This is a genomic window from Amycolatopsis speibonae, assembly GCF_042647925.1.
Taxonomy (GTDB): domain Bacteria; phylum Actinomycetota; class Actinomycetes; order Mycobacteriales; family Pseudonocardiaceae; genus Amycolatopsis; species Amycolatopsis speibonae.
In genome coordinates, this window is the sequence record NZ_JBHRWK010000006.1 from 1 (window position 1) to 15,247 (window position 15,247).

Annotated in this window: 18 protein-coding genes; 10 read left to right on the forward strand and 8 right to left on the reverse strand. The window is 69.6% G+C overall.

Annotated elements, in window-relative coordinates:
* Positions 1-268: 268 nt before the first annotated feature.
* A complete protein-coding gene (locus ACFOSH_RS03125) occupies positions 269-748 on the forward strand; it encodes a hypothetical protein (RefSeq protein ID WP_378237082.1) in 480 nt (159 codons plus the stop codon).
* Here ACFOSH_RS03125 and ACFOSH_RS03130 read toward each other — a convergent pair.
* Both ACFOSH_RS03130 and ACFOSH_RS03135 read right to left on the reverse strand, forming a co-directional pair.
* Positions 745-1,386, reverse strand: coding sequence for a nitroreductase family protein (locus ACFOSH_RS03130; protein ID WP_378237084.1), 642 nt, complete (start codon positions 1,384-1,386; stop codon positions 745-747). The genes ACFOSH_RS03125 and ACFOSH_RS03130 overlap by 4 nt on opposite strands.
* Positions 1,387-1,396: 10 nt before the next feature.
* On the reverse strand, positions 1,397-2,245 hold the full coding sequence (locus ACFOSH_RS03135) for an alpha/beta fold hydrolase (RefSeq protein ID WP_378237085.1): 849 nt from the start codon (positions 2,243-2,245) through the stop codon (positions 1,397-1,399).
* 58 nt (positions 2,246-2,303) lie between these two features.
* Here ACFOSH_RS03135 and ACFOSH_RS03140 point away from each other — a divergent pair, with 58 nt between their 5' ends.
* Positions 2,304-2,837, forward strand: coding sequence for an ABATE domain-containing protein (locus tag ACFOSH_RS03140; protein ID WP_378237086.1), 534 nt, complete (start codon positions 2,304-2,306; stop codon positions 2,835-2,837).
* Here ACFOSH_RS03140 and ACFOSH_RS03145 read toward each other — a convergent pair.
* Positions 2,834-3,361, reverse strand: coding sequence for an amino-acid N-acetyltransferase (locus ACFOSH_RS03145; protein ID WP_378237087.1), 528 nt, complete (start codon positions 3,359-3,361; stop codon positions 2,834-2,836). The genes ACFOSH_RS03140 and ACFOSH_RS03145 overlap by 4 nt on opposite strands.
* An 88-nt stretch (positions 3,362-3,449) precedes the next feature.
* Here ACFOSH_RS03145 and rimO point away from each other — a divergent pair, with 88 nt between their 5' ends.
* The 4 genes from rimO (at position 3,450) to ACFOSH_RS03165 (ending at position 6,542) form a co-directional block, all read left to right on the forward strand.
* Complete coding sequence (gene rimO, locus ACFOSH_RS03150; protein ID WP_378237088.1) at positions 3,450-4,898, forward strand: 30S ribosomal protein S12 methylthiotransferase RimO; 1,449 nt, start codon at positions 3,450-3,452, stop codon at positions 4,896-4,898.
* Complete coding sequence (pgsA, locus tag ACFOSH_RS03155) at positions 4,895-5,536, forward strand: CDP-diacylglycerol--glycerol-3-phosphate 3-phosphatidyltransferase (RefSeq protein ID WP_378237089.1); 642 nt, start codon at positions 4,895-4,897, stop codon at positions 5,534-5,536. The genes rimO and pgsA overlap by 4 nt, the downstream gene beginning before the upstream one ends.
* Complete coding sequence (locus ACFOSH_RS03160; protein WP_378237091.1) at positions 5,533-5,994, forward strand: CinA family protein; 462 nt, start codon at positions 5,533-5,535, stop codon at positions 5,992-5,994. Before pgsA ends, ACFOSH_RS03160 begins: the two co-directional genes overlap by 4 nt.
* Positions 5,995-6,095: 101 nt before the next feature.
* Entirely contained in the window at positions 6,096-6,542 is a 447-nt protein-coding gene (locus ACFOSH_RS03165; protein WP_378237092.1) for a helix-turn-helix domain-containing protein, read from the forward strand.
* A 62-nt stretch (positions 6,543-6,604) separates the two neighbouring features.
* On the opposite strand, the gene ACFOSH_RS03170 is transcribed toward ACFOSH_RS03165, so the two are convergent.
* Entirely contained in the window at positions 6,605-7,090 is a 486-nt protein-coding gene (locus ACFOSH_RS03170) for a carboxymuconolactone decarboxylase family protein (RefSeq protein ID WP_378237093.1), read from the reverse strand.
* 171 nt (positions 7,091-7,261) lie between these two features.
* Between ACFOSH_RS03170 and ACFOSH_RS03175 the strand changes: the two genes are divergently transcribed.
* From ACFOSH_RS03175 to ACFOSH_RS03190, 4 genes are all read left to right on the forward strand, one after another.
* The gene (locus ACFOSH_RS03175; protein ID WP_378237094.1) at positions 7,262-8,143 is read left to right on the forward strand and encodes an RNA polymerase sigma-70 factor; all 882 of its coding nucleotides are present in this window, start codon (positions 7,262-7,264) and stop codon (positions 8,141-8,143) included.
* Positions 8,144-8,362: 219 nt separating this feature from the next.
* The gene (locus ACFOSH_RS03180; RefSeq protein WP_378237095.1) at positions 8,363-9,208 is read left to right on the forward strand and encodes a PspA/IM30 family protein; all 846 of its coding nucleotides are present in this window, start codon (positions 8,363-8,365) and stop codon (positions 9,206-9,208) included.
* Between the two features lie 73 nt (positions 9,209-9,281).
* Positions 9,282-10,262, forward strand: a complete 981-nt coding sequence (pspM, locus tag ACFOSH_RS03185) for a phage shock envelope stress response protein PspM (RefSeq protein ID WP_378237096.1) — start codon at positions 9,282-9,284, stop codon at positions 10,260-10,262.
* An 830-nt stretch (positions 10,263-11,092) separates the two neighbouring features.
* A complete protein-coding gene (locus ACFOSH_RS03190; protein WP_378237097.1) occupies positions 11,093-12,727 on the forward strand; it encodes an amidase family protein in 1,635 nt (544 codons plus the stop codon).
* On the opposite strand, the gene ACFOSH_RS03195 is transcribed toward ACFOSH_RS03190, so the two are convergent.
* The 4 genes from ACFOSH_RS03195 to ACFOSH_RS03210 form a co-directional block, all read right to left on the reverse strand.
* Positions 12,687-13,736, reverse strand: a complete 1,050-nt coding sequence (locus tag ACFOSH_RS03195; RefSeq protein WP_378237098.1) for a quinone-dependent dihydroorotate dehydrogenase — start codon at positions 13,734-13,736, stop codon at positions 12,687-12,689. The genes ACFOSH_RS03190 and ACFOSH_RS03195 overlap by 41 nt on opposite strands.
* 23 nt (positions 13,737-13,759) lie before the next feature.
* Positions 13,760-14,320, reverse strand: a complete 561-nt coding sequence (locus ACFOSH_RS03200; protein ID WP_378237099.1) for a GNAT family N-acetyltransferase — start codon at positions 14,318-14,320, stop codon at positions 13,760-13,762.
* Between the two features lie 381 nt (positions 14,321-14,701).
* Positions 14,702-14,887 (reverse strand): hypothetical protein, encoded by a 186-nt coding sequence (locus ACFOSH_RS03205; RefSeq protein WP_378237100.1) that lies wholly within the window; start codon positions 14,885-14,887, stop codon positions 14,702-14,704.
* Positions 14,830-15,240 (reverse strand): hypothetical protein, encoded by a 411-nt coding sequence (locus ACFOSH_RS03210; RefSeq protein ID WP_378237101.1) that lies wholly within the window; start codon positions 15,238-15,240, stop codon positions 14,830-14,832. The genes ACFOSH_RS03205 and ACFOSH_RS03210 overlap by 58 nt, the downstream gene beginning before the upstream one ends.
* Between the last annotated feature and the right edge of the window lie 7 nt (positions 15,241-15,247).

Sequence of the window (15,247 nt, forward strand, 5' to 3'; positions counted from 1 at the left end):
TTGTTCCGTCGCAAGAACAATCATCCCAAGCCAGAGGGCATTTGCGTACCCAGACACACCCCAAACACCACATCAACACCGGTGGATCCAAGTTGAGTGTCCCTATTTCCACACACCCCCTCAAGCCTCTCGGGCCATCTGGCCGGTCGCTGACCCGTCCCGCAAGCACGCCGCGTTTGCCTGGGCCAAGAGAACCGTCGTCACCCTCTCACGAGGGCAACTGAAGAACCGATGCAACGGACCGGAGCCTCCGTTACGTCCAGACTCCGTGGACCCCAAGAAGCTGCTCGTCGTCCTCTGCGCTCTGGTCGGCCTCGCCTGCGGAGCGGGCAGCTCCGCCGCGCGCGAAGAACCCACGGCGACCCTGCCCACTTCGGTCCAGCCCGCGCCGGCGCAGCAGCCGGTCCCCAAGCCTCAAGAAACGCCCCAGAGCACCGTCGAACTGGGGGAGACCGTCGTCCTCAAGGCCGGTGACACGACCGAGGTCGCGTCGAAGGACGTCAGTATCCGCTTCGCCCGCCTGGTATCCGATTCCCGCTGCGCGGAAGGCATGGTCTGCGTCTGGGAAGGGGAGGCCGTGGTCGAGCTGACCTTGGCCGAACCGGGACGCGGTGAGCGGACGTCGGCGGAAGTCGCCTCCACCGCACGTGGTGGCAGGCAGTCCGTCGAGTTCGCCGCCTGCCGGGTGGACCTGGTCGCCGTGAGTTCGGGGGGCGACCAGGTCACCCTGCGGGTGTCCAAGGCCTAAAGCGCGTTGCCCCAGCCGTCGAGATACGCGACTTCCGGCAGCGGCACGCGCGAGGCGGGTTTGAAGTCCGGCACCGTCGTGTAGGCGACAGGCAGCAGCCCGACCTGTGTGACGTCCGCCGGGATGCCGAGGATCTCGGCCGCTTCCGCCTCGTGGGTCAGGTGATACGTCGTGAGCGTCGAACCGAGGCCCCGCGACCGCAGCGCCAGCTGGAAGTTCCACACCGCCGGGAAGATCCCGCCGTAGAACGCGGCATCTGTCGCGTTGTCGCCGCTCGGCCTGCCGGTCAGGCACGGGATGACGTACACCGGCACCCGGTCGATCACGTCGATCAGGTGCTGTCCCGAAGCGAAAGCACGCGCCACGGCGGGCTGGTTGATCGCCTCACCCAGCGCGGCCGCGTTCGTTTCCAGGTACGCCTTCCCGACCCGGCGGAACAGCTCGGCCAGCCGGTCCTTCACGCCTTGGTCACGGACGACGAGCCAGCGCCACGACTGCGCGTTGCCCGGCGTCGGCGCCTGCAGCGCGAGCCGCAGGCACTCGCCGAGCACCTCCGGCTCGACAGGCCGGTCCAGGTCGAGTTTGCGCCGGACCGACCGTGTCGTGCTGAGCAGGTGGTCGGTGACCGAGGTGTCCATGTCCCGCCTTTCAGTGCCGCGCCGCCAGGAAGCGGTCGATCAGCTCGCTGATCGGTTCGACGTCCTCCTCCAGGGCGAAATGCCCGGTGTCGAAGAAGTGAACCTCCGCCGAGGGGACATCATTCCGGAAGGCTTCGGCTCCCGCCGGGACGAAGAACCGGTCGTTGCGGCCCCAGACGGCGAGCACCGGCGGCTGCGTCTCCCGGAGCCACGCCTGGAACTTCGGGTACACCGGCGGGTTGTTCCGGTAGTCCCACAGGAGGTCCTGCATCGCCTCCGTCCGGCCGGGACGGTCGAGGAAGTATCGGTCCAGCAGGTAGTTCGACGGATCGATGGTCTCCGGATCGCGGGCGCCTTCGGTGTACTGCCACTTGATCTGGTCCGGCCCGAGGATCTCCGCGAACCCGCGCCGTGCCTCGGCCTCGTCGGTCAGGGAAGCGAAGTCCGGCATCGCCGGGCCGAGGCCTTCGACGTAGGCGTTGCCGTTCTGGGTGATCAGCGCCGTGACCTCGGACGGCCGCGAGACGGCCAGCCGCAGGCCCGCCGGGGCACCGAAATCGAAGACGTAGAGCGCGTATCGGCGCAGCTCCAGCGCCTCGACGAAGTCACCGAGCACCTCGGCGAGCCGGTCGAAGGTGAACGTGAACCCCTCGGGGGTCACGGTCTCGCCGAAGCCCGGCAGGTCCGGCGCGATGAGCCGCCATCTCCCGGCGAGTCGCCGCATCAGCCGCGTGAACTGGTGCGACGACGTCGGGAAGCCGTGCAGCAGGAGCAGGACGGGCGCGTCGGGATCGCCGGCCTCGCGGTAGAAGACCTCGACGTCGCCGAGCTGGACCGAACGGTGCCGGATGATCGCCATGAACACTCCCTAATGGTTTGAACTGTTTTTAACCATTAGTACCTGATAGTGTCAAGTCATGCTCGATCTCGACTCGCTTCCCGGTGACGATCTCGCGGTGAACCTCGCCGACACCGTCCTGCTGGCCGTCTCGCCGTCGATCGACCTGCTCGACGACGGTCACGACAGGTTCTGGTCGGCGCAGGCGTCCCGGCTGCCCGAAGGCGCCCGGCCGCCGTCGCCCGAGCGGACGAGGCGGCTGCGGTCCGCGGTGCGTGAGGTGCTGGAAGCGCTGGTGGCTTCCCGGGAGCCCGAGGCGTGGGCGGTCGAGCGGGTCAACGCGGCCGCGGCCGCCGTCCCGGTCAGCCCGCGGCTCACCGCGCGCGGAGCCGAGACGATCTGGCATGGCGAGGACGGCGGTGAGATCGCCCTCGCCGCGGTCGCGGCGGCCGCGATCGACCTTGTCTCGGGGCCGCGCGCCGAACGGCTCAGGCGATGCGGCGCGCACGACTGCTCGATGCTGTTCGTGGCGGCCAACAGCAGGCGGGTCTGGTGCACGCCGTCGCTGTGCGGCAACCGGGTCCGGGTCGCGCGCCACGCGAAGAAGGCCTAAAGCTCCAGCAGCATCCGGCTGTTGCCCAGGGTGTTGGGCTTCACGTACGGCAGGTCGAGGAACTCCGCGACCCCCGGATCGGCCGAGCGCCGCATCTCCTCGTAGACCTCCTGCGACACCGGGGTCCCGTCGATCTCGACGAACCCGTGACCGGCGAAGAAACGGGTCTCGAAGGTCAGCACGAACAGCCGCTTCAGTCCGATCTCGCGGGCGAAGCCGATGAGCTGGGCGACCAGCGCGTACCCGATCCCGCGGCCTCGCGCGCCCTTGTCGACCGCGATGGTGCGCAGCTCGGCGATGTCCTCCCACAACACGTGGAGCGCGCCGCAGCCGAGCACGTCGCCACCGTCTTCGACGACCCAGAACTCCTGGACGCTCTCGTAGAGGGTGACGAGTTCCTTCTCCAGCAGCACCGTCCCCGCGTCGGAGTCGACCAGCGCCTTGATCTTGCGGACGTCCGCGATCCGCGCCCGGCGGACGGTGGGGCGGCGGTGAAGGAGAGGGTCTGACGGCACGTCCACCATTAAGCCATCCCGGGGGCCGCGGCCGGTCGAGGGCTCGCCCGAGCGAGCGATCGCCGACCCCGAGAACAGGCCAGCTACCCTAAGGCACGTGCCTTCTCCCACCACTGATCCTGTCGCCACCCGTCGCGTTTCCTTGTTGACCCTCGGTTGCGCCCGCAACGAGGTCGATTCCGAGGAACTCGCCGGACGGCTGGCGGCGGGCGGCTGGGAGCTCGCCGCCGAGCCCGAGGACTCCGACGTCGTGGTCGTCAACACCTGCGGCTTCGTCGAGTCCGCCAAGAAGGACTCGGTCGACACCCTGCTCGCGGCGGCCGACACCGGCAAGAAGGTCGTCGCCGTCGGCTGCATGGCCGAGCGCTACGGCAACGAGCTGGCCGAGAACCTGCCCGAGGCCCACGCGGTCCTGGGCTTCGACCACTACGCCGACCTCGCCGACCGCCTCGACGACGTCGTGGCGGGCCGCAAGGTCGAGTCCCACACCCCCTCCGACCGCCGCAAGCTGCTGCCGATCAGCCCGGTCCAGCGCCCGACCGCCGCCGAGTCGGTCGAGGTGCCGGGGCACGCGCAGCACGGCTGGGGCCCGCGGGTGCTGCGGACCAGGCTCGACACCTCCCCGGTGGCCGCGCTGAAGATCGCTTCCGGCTGCGACCGCCGCTGCTCGTTCTGCGCGATCCCGTCGTTCCGGGGTTCCTTCGTGTCCCGGCAGCCGGACGAGATCGTCGCCGAGGCGATGTGGCTCGCGGAGAACGGCGTCAAGGAGGTCTTCCTCGTCTCGGAGAACTCCACCTCCTACGGCAAGGACTTCGGCCGTGACGGCGCCCGCGCGCTCGAACTGCTGGTCCCGCGCCTGGCCGCGGTGCCCGGGATCGAACGCGTCCGCGTCTCCTACCTGCAGCCCGCCGAGACCCGCCCCGGCCTGGTCAAGGCCATCGCGACCACGCCGGGTGTCGCCGACTACTTCGACCTGTCGTTCCAGCACTCCAGCGAGACCGTGCTGCGCCGGATGCGCCGGTTCGGGTCCACGGACTCGTTCCTCGCGCTGTGCGACCAGATCCGCGAGTACTCGCCCGACGCCGGCATCCGCACCAACGTCATCGTCGGGTTCCCCGGCGAGACCGAGGAGGACGTCGCCGAGCTGGAGCGCTTCCTGAACGGCGCGAGGCTGGACGCGGTGGGCGTCTTCGGCTACTCGGACGAGGACGGCACCGAGGCCGAGACCTTCGAGGGCAAACTCGACGAGTCCGTGGTGAACGAGCGGGTCGCGCGGATCTCCGCACTGGTCGAGGAGCTGACGTCGCAGCGGGCCGAGGACCGCATCGGCGACTTCGTCGACGTCCTGATCGAGCAGGCCGAGGACGGCGAGGACCCGATCGGCCGCGCCGCGCACCAGGCCCCCGAGGTCGACGGCGAATGCGTCCTGATCGAAACGGACGACCTGCCCTCGCTGGCGGTGGGTGACTTCGTGCGCTGCGAGGTCGTCGACTCCGAGGGCGTCGACCTGATCGTGCGGCCCGCGCCGCCCGAGGCCGACCGGTGAATGCCGCCCCGAGCGACGCCGGGGCCGGTGAGGGGACGGGCGGCGAGCACGCCCGGGTGCCCGAGGCCACCCCGGTCCCGACCCTGAACCTGGCGAACCTGCTCACGATGTCGCGGCTGGTGCTGGTGCCGCTGTTCGTGATGGCGTTGTTCACCGGGGACGGGACGGACACCTTCTGGCGCGCGATCGCCACCGCGCTGTTCGCGATCGCGTCGTTCACCGACCAGGTCGACGGCTGGGTGGCGCGCAAGTACGGGCTGATCACCGACTTCGGCAAGATCGCCGACCCGATCGCGGACAAGGCCCTGATCGGCGCCGCGCTGATCGGGCTGAGCGTGCTCGGCGAACTGGGCTGGTGGGTCACCATCGTCATCGCGATCCGCGAGATCGGCGTGACGCTGCTGCGGTTCTGGGTGATCCGGCACGGCGTCATCCCGGCCAGCCGGGGCGGCAAGGCCAAAACGCTCGCGCAGATCGCGGCCATCACCGCTTACCTGCTGCCTCTGCCCGCCTCCGCCGAGCCGGTGCGCTGGATCCTGATGGGCCTCGCGCTCGTGCTGACCGTCGTGACCGGGCTCGATTACGTCGTGCGCGCGGTGCGGTTGCGGTCCGCGGGAAGGCGCGCTGCGGGCGCATGAAAGCTGAGACCTTGATCACTCACCTGATCGAGCGAGGGGAGACGGTGGCGACCGCGGAGTCGCTGACCGCCGGGCTGGTCTGCGCGACGTTGACCGAGGTCCCCGGATCGAGTGCCGTCGTCCGGGGCGGCCTGATCGTCTACGCCACCGACCTCAAGGCGTCGCTCGCCGGGGTCGACGCGGACCTCCTCGCCACCCATGGCGCGGTGCATCCCGAGGTCGCGGCGCAGTTGGCCGCCGGCGCCAGGGACCGCTGCGGCGCCACCTGGGGCCTCGGCCTGACCGGGGTCGCCGGTCCGGCCGGGCAGGACGGCGTCGCACCCGGCACCGTCCACGTCGGGCTCGCCGGGCCGGCCGTGCTCACCGTCCGTACGCTGGGCTTGAGCGGCGATAGAGCCTCGGTCAGGGCGGGCGCCGTCGGTGGCGCGTTCGCCCTGCTGGGGGAACATCTCGCATGATCGCCGCGTTCGCCCTTGGCGTATTGCCGTGTCAACACCTGCGCCCGGGGCACCGCTCTGGGTAACGTAGGGGGTAGTCAGTCCTGGAAGGGAGGCGCGTGATGACCGTGCTGTTGCGCGAGGCGATCGGCGACCGGCTCCGACACGCCCGCACGAACCAGCGTCGAACGCTGCGGGACATCTCCCGCGCCGCCAGGGTGAGCCTCGGCTACCTGTCCGAGGTCGAGCGCGGGCAGAAGGAGGCGTCCAGCGAGCTGCTGGCGTCCATTTGCGATGCCCTGGAGCTTCCGCTGGGCGAACTCCTGCACAAGGTCGCGGCGGACGTCTCGGCGATGGACAACGTCGAGGTCGCCCCGGTGAACGAGAAGGTCGAGGCGGGCAAGCGGCGCGCTCCGGAGCGGGAGAGTGCCGAAGCGGGCCTCGAAGGTGGCCGTCTGGTGTCCGAGCTGATCGGCAACGACCTGGCCGACCTGCGGATCTCGCCGCCGCCGCGGATGAGCCCCGCGCTGCGGACGACGATCTCCGCACCGAAGATGGTCGCCGCTTAGCGAGTCGTGAACGCCGAGAGGCCCCAGGCGCTCCGCCTGGGGCCTCTCGGCGTTTCGCCGGATCAGTTCGCGGCGGCGTCGAACGTGCCCGCCTGGTAGGAGCCGCCCTTGGTGTGGGTGATCACCAGCAGGCGGTTGGCGGCGTTGATCATCGCGACCAGGTAGATCAGCGCCGCGACCTGGTCGTCGTCGTAGTGCTTCCGCACCTGGGACCAGGTGTCGTCGGAGACGCCCTGGTGCGCGTCGGCGAGGCGGGTGCCCTCCTCCGCGAAGGCCAGCGCTGCCTGCTCGGCCTCGGTGAACACGGTGGACTCGCGCCAGGCGGCCACCAGGTTGACGCGCACGGCGGGTTCGCCGGCGGCCGCCAGGTCCTTGGCGTGCGCGTCGACGCAGTAGCCGCAGCCGTTGAGCTGGCTGGCCCGCAGCGACACCAGTTCCTGGGTGGCCTTCGGCAGTGTCGAGCCTTTGATGCCGACACTGACTCCTGCGAAGCGCTTGCCGAGCTTGGCGCCGAGTTCGTTGCTGTTCAGATCGAAACGGGAATCCATGGTCTCGCCCTCATTCGTGGTCGTGTGCTGAACCGGACGACCACCAGATGCCGGTGGGCCCGAAGTGCTGACAGCACGAGGACGTGACGTGCGCCACGCTCGCGAAGTGTCAGAAACCGGCGAGGTCCGGTGTCTGGTGGGGGACACCGTCCCCAGGAACAGGAGCAGTCCATGTCCGACACCGCCACGGAGGCGTTCGTCGCCCACCGGAACCTGCTCTTCACCGTCGCCTACGAGATGCTCGGCTCGGCCGCCGACGCGGAGGACGTCCTCCAGGAGACCTGGCTGCGCTGGTCGGGCGTCGACCTCGGCGTCGTGGAGAACCCGCGGGCCTACCTGGTGCGCATCACGACCCGGCAGGCGCTCGGCAGGCTGCGCACGCTCGGGCGCCGCAAAGAGTCCTACGTCGGCCCTTGGCTGCCCGAACCGCTGCTCACCACGCCCGACGTGGCCGACGACGTCGAGCTGGCCGACAGTGTCTCGATGGCGATGCTGCTGGTCCTGGAGACCCTCACCCCGACCGAGCGCGCGGTGTTCGTGCTGCGCGAGGTGTTCGACGTGGCCTACACCGAGATCGCCGAAGCCGTCGGCAAGACCCCGGCCGCGGTCCACCAGATCGCGCACCGGGCCCGGGCGCACGTCGCCGCGCGGCGGCCACGGGGTGCCGCGTCGCCGGGCGAGACCCGGGACGTGCTCGAAGCGTTCCACCGGGCGGTCCGGACGGGTGACCTGCAAGGACTGCTCGACGTCCTGTCGCCCGACGTCGTCTTCCTCGGCGACGGGGGTGGCGTGGTGCAGGCCGTGCTGGAGCCTGTGATGGGGGCCGCGCGGGTCGCGCCGCTGCTGGCCGCGAGCCGTCCGGCACGGGACGACACGGCGACGATGCGGACGGCGCACGTCAACGGCCATCCGGCGCTGATCCTCCGGCTCGATGGCGTCCTCGACACGGTGGTCGCCTTGCGCGTCGAGGACGGACTCATCACCGGGCTCTACGCCGTGCGCAACCCCGAGAAGTTGTCACGCATGGAAGAGGAGACCGCTCTGCGTCGCTGACTCCGGCCGTTTTCACCCAGGGTCACCGGCCGGTGAACCCGAAAGTCGTGGACATCACAGTCAGGGGGATCCCTGAATTCCGTCGGGGTCGCCTGGAACGCGGGACGCCGACCTGACACGATGGAACTCAACGCCGGGGTCGGGACGTTGCAACATCACAGAGGGGACGCCCCACCTCGAGGTAACAGCCCGTGGGATGCGAGAAGGCAGGCGGAGGAGATGGCCAACCCGTTCGTGAAGTTCTGGAAGTACATGATGGCGGCGTTCTCGTCGAAGATCGACGAGCACGCTGACCCGAAGGTACAGATCCAGCAGGCCATCGAGGAGGCACAGCGCAATCACCAGGCGCTGACCCAGCAGGCCGCCTCGGTGATCGGTAACCAGCGTCAGCTGGAAATGAAGCTGAACCGCCAGCTCGGCGACGTGGAGAAGCTGCAGGCTTCGACCCGCCAGGCGCTGGTGCTCGCCGACGAGGCGCGCGCCAAGGGCGACGAGCAGAAGGCGACCGAGTTCGAGAACGCGGCGGAAAGCTTCGCCGCGCAGCTCGTCACCGCCGAGCAGAGCATCGAGGACCTGAAGACCCTGCACGACCAGTCGCTTCAGGCTGCGGCGCAGGCGAAGAAGGCCGTCGAGCGCAACGCGACCATGCTGCAGCAGAAGCTGGCCGAGCGCACCAAGCTGCTCTCGCAGCTGGAGCAGGCGAAGATGCAGGAGCAGGTCTCCGCTTCGCTGAACCAGATGAGCCAGCTGGCCGCACCGGGCAACACCCCGTCGCTGGAAGACGTTCGCGACAAGATCGAGAAGCGCTACACCACGGCGCTCGGCTCGGCCGAACTCGCACAGAACTCCGTCCAGGGCCGGATGATGGAGGTCCAGGCCTCCACGACGCAGCTCGCGGGACACTCGCGGCTGGAGCAGATCCGCGCGTCCATGAAGGGCGACTCCGTCGCTCAGGTGACCGACGGCAAGACCGCCGCCGCCGCGCCGAAGGCGTCGGGCGGTGCGGACATCCAGCGTGAGATCCAGGCACGGGTTCAGGCCGAACAGGGCAAGAACCCCGCCTGAAACACCACCTAGAGCCGGTCCCGCACCCTCGCGGGTGCGGGGCCGGGCTCATCTGACGACAGGGGCGAGGGCAATGGGTCAGGGCAGGCGCAAGGACTTCGGGGAGTTCACCGCCAAGCTTGAGAAGCACATCGAAAAGCTTCCCGACTACGCCCAGCGCGCGCAGGAGAAGCTGCAGCGCTACATCCCGCCTTCCGAGCAGGGTTCTTCTCCGCGACCCGCTCGGCCCTCTCGGCCGCGCCCCCAGATGCCCCAGATGCCGCCCATGCCGAAGATCTCGCAGCAGCTGTCGTCGATGGCGACGGGGCAGATCCCGGTGGTCGCCGAGGCGAAGGCCAAATGGGCCCGCTGGAACGAGCCCGCCGCCAAACTGGAGAGACAGAAGCGCCGCACGTCCCGTGCGCTGACGTTCTGGATCCTCCTCACCATCCTTTGTGGACTGTTCGCCTTCGTCGCGGGCGCCGGCCTGCTGAAGTCGGGCCAGGCCGACGTCCTCCAGGCCATCGCGGGCGGCGCGTTCACCGTCGTCTTCGGCACCTTCGGGGTCAAATCGGGACTGCGGCTGCGGTCGCTCAAGCGCACCGTGCTGCCCGCCGCGCCCGCCGCTCCGGCGCCGCTTCCCCCGGCGCGGTCCGTCGCGCGGGAGCCGATGGAGCGCCTCGCCGAGAGCGAGGCTTCGCTGGCGGAGCTGCTCCGACAGCTTTCGCAGCCGACGTCGCTCGGCACCATGCCGGTGTCGGAGATCGCCGTCGCGGACGCCCGGACCACCGCCGGCGAGGCGACACAGGCCCTGCGCGGGCTGGCGGGCCGCATCCAGGCCATCGAACGCGGACGTGACGCGGCGCCCGAGCGGGAACGCGGCGCCCTCGACGCCGCCATCAAGCAACTGCGCGAGCAGCTCGACGACGGACTCGACGGCTACGGCGGTCTCGTCGCGGCCGCCGGGCACACCGTCGCCGCCAGCTCGGACGGCATGACGTCGTCCAAGGAATCGCTCTCCGACGCGACCGACAAGCTCGCCGGGCTCGCGATGGCACTCCGCGAGCTCTCCTGAGCTGCAGGGCGTCCGTGCCGCGTGGGTCCAGGTGGCCGTGAGTGGCGATTCGGGTTCTAACCGTCCTTGCCACTCACGAGGCCCTAGGCCCGCCACGGTCCGGCCCCCTGAGGTATGTCCACTGACCCCGGAAAGCCGCCACATTGGGCGCACAGCTCAACGACATGACACGTTTGCCTTAGCCGCCGATAACCCGAATCGCCACTCACGACCAACGCGCCCCAGCACAGTCCGGCACCTTGGTCGCTGAAGTCCGTGAAGGGGTCCTTCACGCGCGGCCGCTGTGGCTGCTGGTGCGTGTGGGGCGGATTTGGCGGTCTTGGAGGTGGTGAAGGCCTCCTTCCCTACCTTCAGGGTAGGTAAGGAGGCCTTCACGGACTGGACCGGCGATCGACCTTGGCCGGAATCCGATAGGTACCGAAGACACCGTCGGTCCGAACCCCAAGCGCCACTCACGACCACCTGGACTGACGCGTCACCGTCACCGTGGCTCGGACTTGCGACCATCATCACCAGGACCGATCCAGGCGTAGAGTCCGCAAGTGGACTGTCCTGAGCAGGCGCTTTCCTGGACAATCGTCCCATTCGTGGTCGCTAATACTCCATTGAGTAACGACTCTCTCACTGTGCGATACCGAAACGCTCGCGTAACCCGAAACCGCTGGTTACGGCAACCCGCGATGCCTAACGTTTCTCTCATGCACGCAGTGCTTTTCCCAGCTCGGGCCTGAACCCAGCCCGCGTGAGCGGGCGTCCCAGGGTGGCGGACCGGACACAGTGGATCTCGCGCAGTGGTCTTTCTCGTCCCCCCACCGAGGAAAGGACGCCCAGTGACGACGCTTCCCCCGGAACCAGAGCCGATCCCCGCACCGCTTCCCAGCTCCTACCAACGCGTCATCGCGGCCTACGACCGGATCGCCGAGGTCGACCGGCCCGACATCTGGATCACCCTCCGTCCCGTGGAAGACGCCCTCGTGGAGGCGAAGGCGGTCGACGAACGGGTCCGCGCGGGCGTGGACCTGCCGCTCGCCGGAATCCTGGTGGCGGTCGCCGACGTCATCGACGTCGCCGGTCTTCCCACGGCGGGGGGCGAGCCCCGCTGTGCCGGTGCGCCCGCCGTGTCCCGGCTGGCCGAGGCCGGGGCGGTGGTGATCGGCAAGACCAACTGCGACAGATTCGGCGCCGATCTCGAACACACTCACAGCCCGTACGGCGTCGTGAGCGCCGCGCTGAACACCGCCCGCGTGTCCGGGAGCGCGAGCAGCGGGGCGGCCGTCGCCGTCGCGCTCGGCCTGGCCGATCTGGCGGTGGCCACCGACACGGCGGGAGCGGGCCGGGTGCCCGCGTCGCTCAACGGGATCGTCGGCTTGAAGCCGACCCTGGGTCTCGTGCCCAAGACCGGGGTCGCGCCGTGCGGCGGTGTCGCCTTGTTCGCGCGCAGTCTCACGCTGGGGCAGCGCGCGCTCGGGCTGATGACCGGTCCCGACGGGGCCGACCCACTCGCACGTGACTGGCCTCCCGACATCCGGCTTTCGGCGGGGGATCGGCCGAGAGTGGCGATCCCGGGCTCCGAAACACTCACCGCTCTTTCGCTGCAGTCCCGGTCCGTCTTCCTCGGCGCGGTTTCGGCGCTGAGGGCGTCCGGGGCCGTCGTGGAAACGGTGGAGGTCTCGGCACTGTTGTCGGTGGGTGAACTGATCCACGACGACGGCTTCACCGCGGACAGGCAGCGTGTCGCCGAGGCCGGGATGCTCGCGCTCCGGACGCTGTCCGAGTACGACGCCCTGGTCCTCCCGACCGTCGCGGACCATCCCGAGGTCTCCGAGGCACTGTCCGATCCCGACAGTGTCACGAGACGGCTGGAGCGGTTCACGGCGTTCGTCAACCTGCTCGACCTCGCCGCGGTCACGGTGCCGTCGTCGCCGTCGGATCTCGGGCCGTACGGGGTGTCGGTGGTGGTCCGGCCGTTCGACGACCAGGTCGCCATCGACCTCGCCGCCGTGCTCACCGACGAACAGGCCGATTTCCCTTACCCCGCACCGGGGGCGGATCTCGTGGTGTTCGGCGCGCATCTGCGCGGGCAGCCGTTGAACGAGGGTCTGGTCACCGCGGGGGCACGGTTCTCCGGGCTGGTCCAGACCGCCGAGGGCTATCGGATGCTGTTGCTGCCGACCGATCCACCCCAGCCGGGCGTGGTGCCGGTGAGCGCCGCGGGCGAGCGCACGATGCTGTCGGGCGAACGCTGGCGGCTCTCACCCGCCGCTCTCGGTGCCTTCGCGGCGACCTTGCCCGCTCCGTTCGTCCTCGGCCGGATCCGGCTGGAGAACGGGGAGACACCGCTGGCCGTCCTTTGCGACCAGGCGGCCACGGCGACGGCGACCGAGCTGACGCGGTACCAGTGCTGGCGGGCCTACCTGAGGTTCGTCAGTACGGCCGGGCCGCGAGACCTCGGGCGACCCGCTTGACCAGACCGGGACCGTGCAGGGCGAAACCGGTGTAGAGCTGGACGAGACCGGCGCCGGCGTCGAGCATCCGGGCGGCGGCGCCGGCGTCGAAGACACCGCCGACGCCGATGATCGGCAGCTCGCCGCCGGTTTCGTCGTGCACGAACCGCACCACTTCGACCGAGCGTGCCGTGAGCGGCCGGCCGGAAAGCCCGCCCGCCTGCTCGCCGACGGCGGCCTCGGGCGGCGCGATCCCTTCGCGTGACAGCGTCGTGTTGGTCGCGATCAGCCCGGCGACACCGTGATCGAGGCAGACCTGAAGCAGTTCCGCGAGCGCTTCGTCGGTCAGGTCGGGGGCGACCTTCACCAGCACCGGCGTCGGCTTCGCGTCCCCGGCGAGTTCGGCCGAGGTCTTCCGGAGCTCGCCGAGCAGTTCGGCCAGCGCAGACTTGTCCTGCAACGCCCGCAGTCCCGGCGTGTTCGGCGAACTGACGTTGATCGCGAAGTAGTCGGCGTACGGGTACAGCGCCCGCAGCGAGAACCGGTAGTCCTCGACGGCCTCGTCGAGCGGGGTCACCTTGGACTTGCCGATGCTGACGCCGAGCGGCACCGGCGGCTTCCCGCTCGCGGCGAGGCGGGCGGCGAGCGCTTCCGCGCCTTCGTTGTTGAAGCCCATCCGGTTGATCACCGCGTCGGTCTCGGCGAGGGTGAACAGCCGCGGTTTGTCGTTGCCCGGCTGCGGATACCGGGTGACCGTGCCGACCTCGACGAAACCGAAGCCGAGCGCGGGCCAGGCGTGCAGCGCGCGGCCGTTCTTGTCCATGCCGGCGGCGAGGCCGACCCGGTTCGGGAAGCGGAGCCCGAGGAAGGTGACCGGATCGTCCGTCCGGTAGACGCGGCCGAGCGCGCCGAGCACGGGGGAGACCCGGCTCAGCCTGGCGAGCGTGCCGATGGTGCGTTCGTGCACGGTTTCGGGGTCGCTGCCGGAGACCCGGTAGAGAGCGGGGCGGACGATCTTGTCGAAGAACACGCGCCCATCATGCCTGGTGAGCTCTAGCGGCTCGCCTTCCACTCGTCTTCGAGCATCGCGAAGACGAGTTCGTCGGTCCACTCGCCCTTGACGACCTCGTTCTCACGCAGGTGCGCTTCCTTGCGCATACCCAGGCGCTCCATCAGCGTCGCCGACGCGGTGTTGCGTCCGTCACAGCGGCCGATGATCCGGTGCAGTCCCAGCTCTTCGAAGCCGAGCCGCAGCAGCTCGGTGGCGGCCTCCGCGGCGAACCCCTTGCCGTGGTGATCGGGGTGGAAGACGAAACCGACCTCGCCCTGACGGTGCTCACTGCTGAGGTATTCGAGGTTCAGGTCGCCGATCAGCTGCCCGGTCTCGGTCAGTTCGACGGCGACCGCGAGGAGCTGGCCTTCCTTCGACAGGCTGCTGCTGTGCACCCGTTTGGCGAGCGCCGCGGCGGATTCGGCCCGGCTGCGCGGCCCCCAGTAGAGGTAACGGGCGACGTCGGCGCGGGACTGGAAGGAGTTGAGTTCGTCGAGATCCGCCGAAGTGAAGGCGCGGAGGGTCAGGCGCTGGGTGGTGATCGGGAAGTCGGGACTCAACATGGCGTCAGGTTATCCAGTCGGCGGGGTTCCCGGAGCGGGAACGGCGGCGGACGGTCGTCCGGGGCGGCGGGTGGTACCCGCCGAGCTCGCAAAAGGGGCCATAACCCGGAAATGAGGGTACCCCCGAGGTGGCTCCCGGACGCCGGAATCGGCGGCCGGGCCCGAGCCGGACCGGTGCTCGGGAACCTCGGGGGCCCGGTGACTGCCTGGTATTCACTATCAGGCATCACGCGAAGCAGAGACGACGAGCCGAAGGTGGCTCCAACTTGCGTTGTATCGCTGCTCGGAAGTCCTACGCGTGCCGTCCGCTAGCGGACAGTCACCTCACGAGTCCTGTTGGAATACAACTTTGGACCACCTCCTCTCTCGTGTACCGCCACGCTAGGCGAGGAGTTCGGGGTCCTGCAACAAGATTTCTTCGATCTCCGTCAGCAGGACGTTCTTGTCCGCCGAGGGCAGAAAAGACGCTTCCACCGTGTTCGTCGCGAATCGGGCGATTTCGGCCGCGGTCAGGCGCAGGGGTTCGGCGACCGCCAGGTGCTCGCCGTCCAGGGTGGCGCCGAACATCGGCGGGTCGTCAGGGCGCTGGATCGCGACGTGTGCCGCGATCGCGTGGAGGGCGCCCTTGGGGAGACCGTGTGGCCGGGGTCGTCCGGTCCCGTTTGAGCAACCGCCGAGCCCGAGGAGACCAGGCCCTCGGGGCGTTCGCGGAGCGCGAACACGACCGTCTCGCGTCCGGCGACGATCCCTTTCTCGCCGGGAATGTCGAAGCACCAGGCCAGTGCCACCCCGTGGTCCGCCCGGCCGGTGGCGAGCCCGGTGACGAGGGTGTGGATGTCGCGGAAGGTGAAGAAGTCCGCGAGGGCCGCGGGCTCGGTCGGTACCCCCGCGGCCGGGCGGCGGCGGGCCAGTTCCAGCACCGTGGGG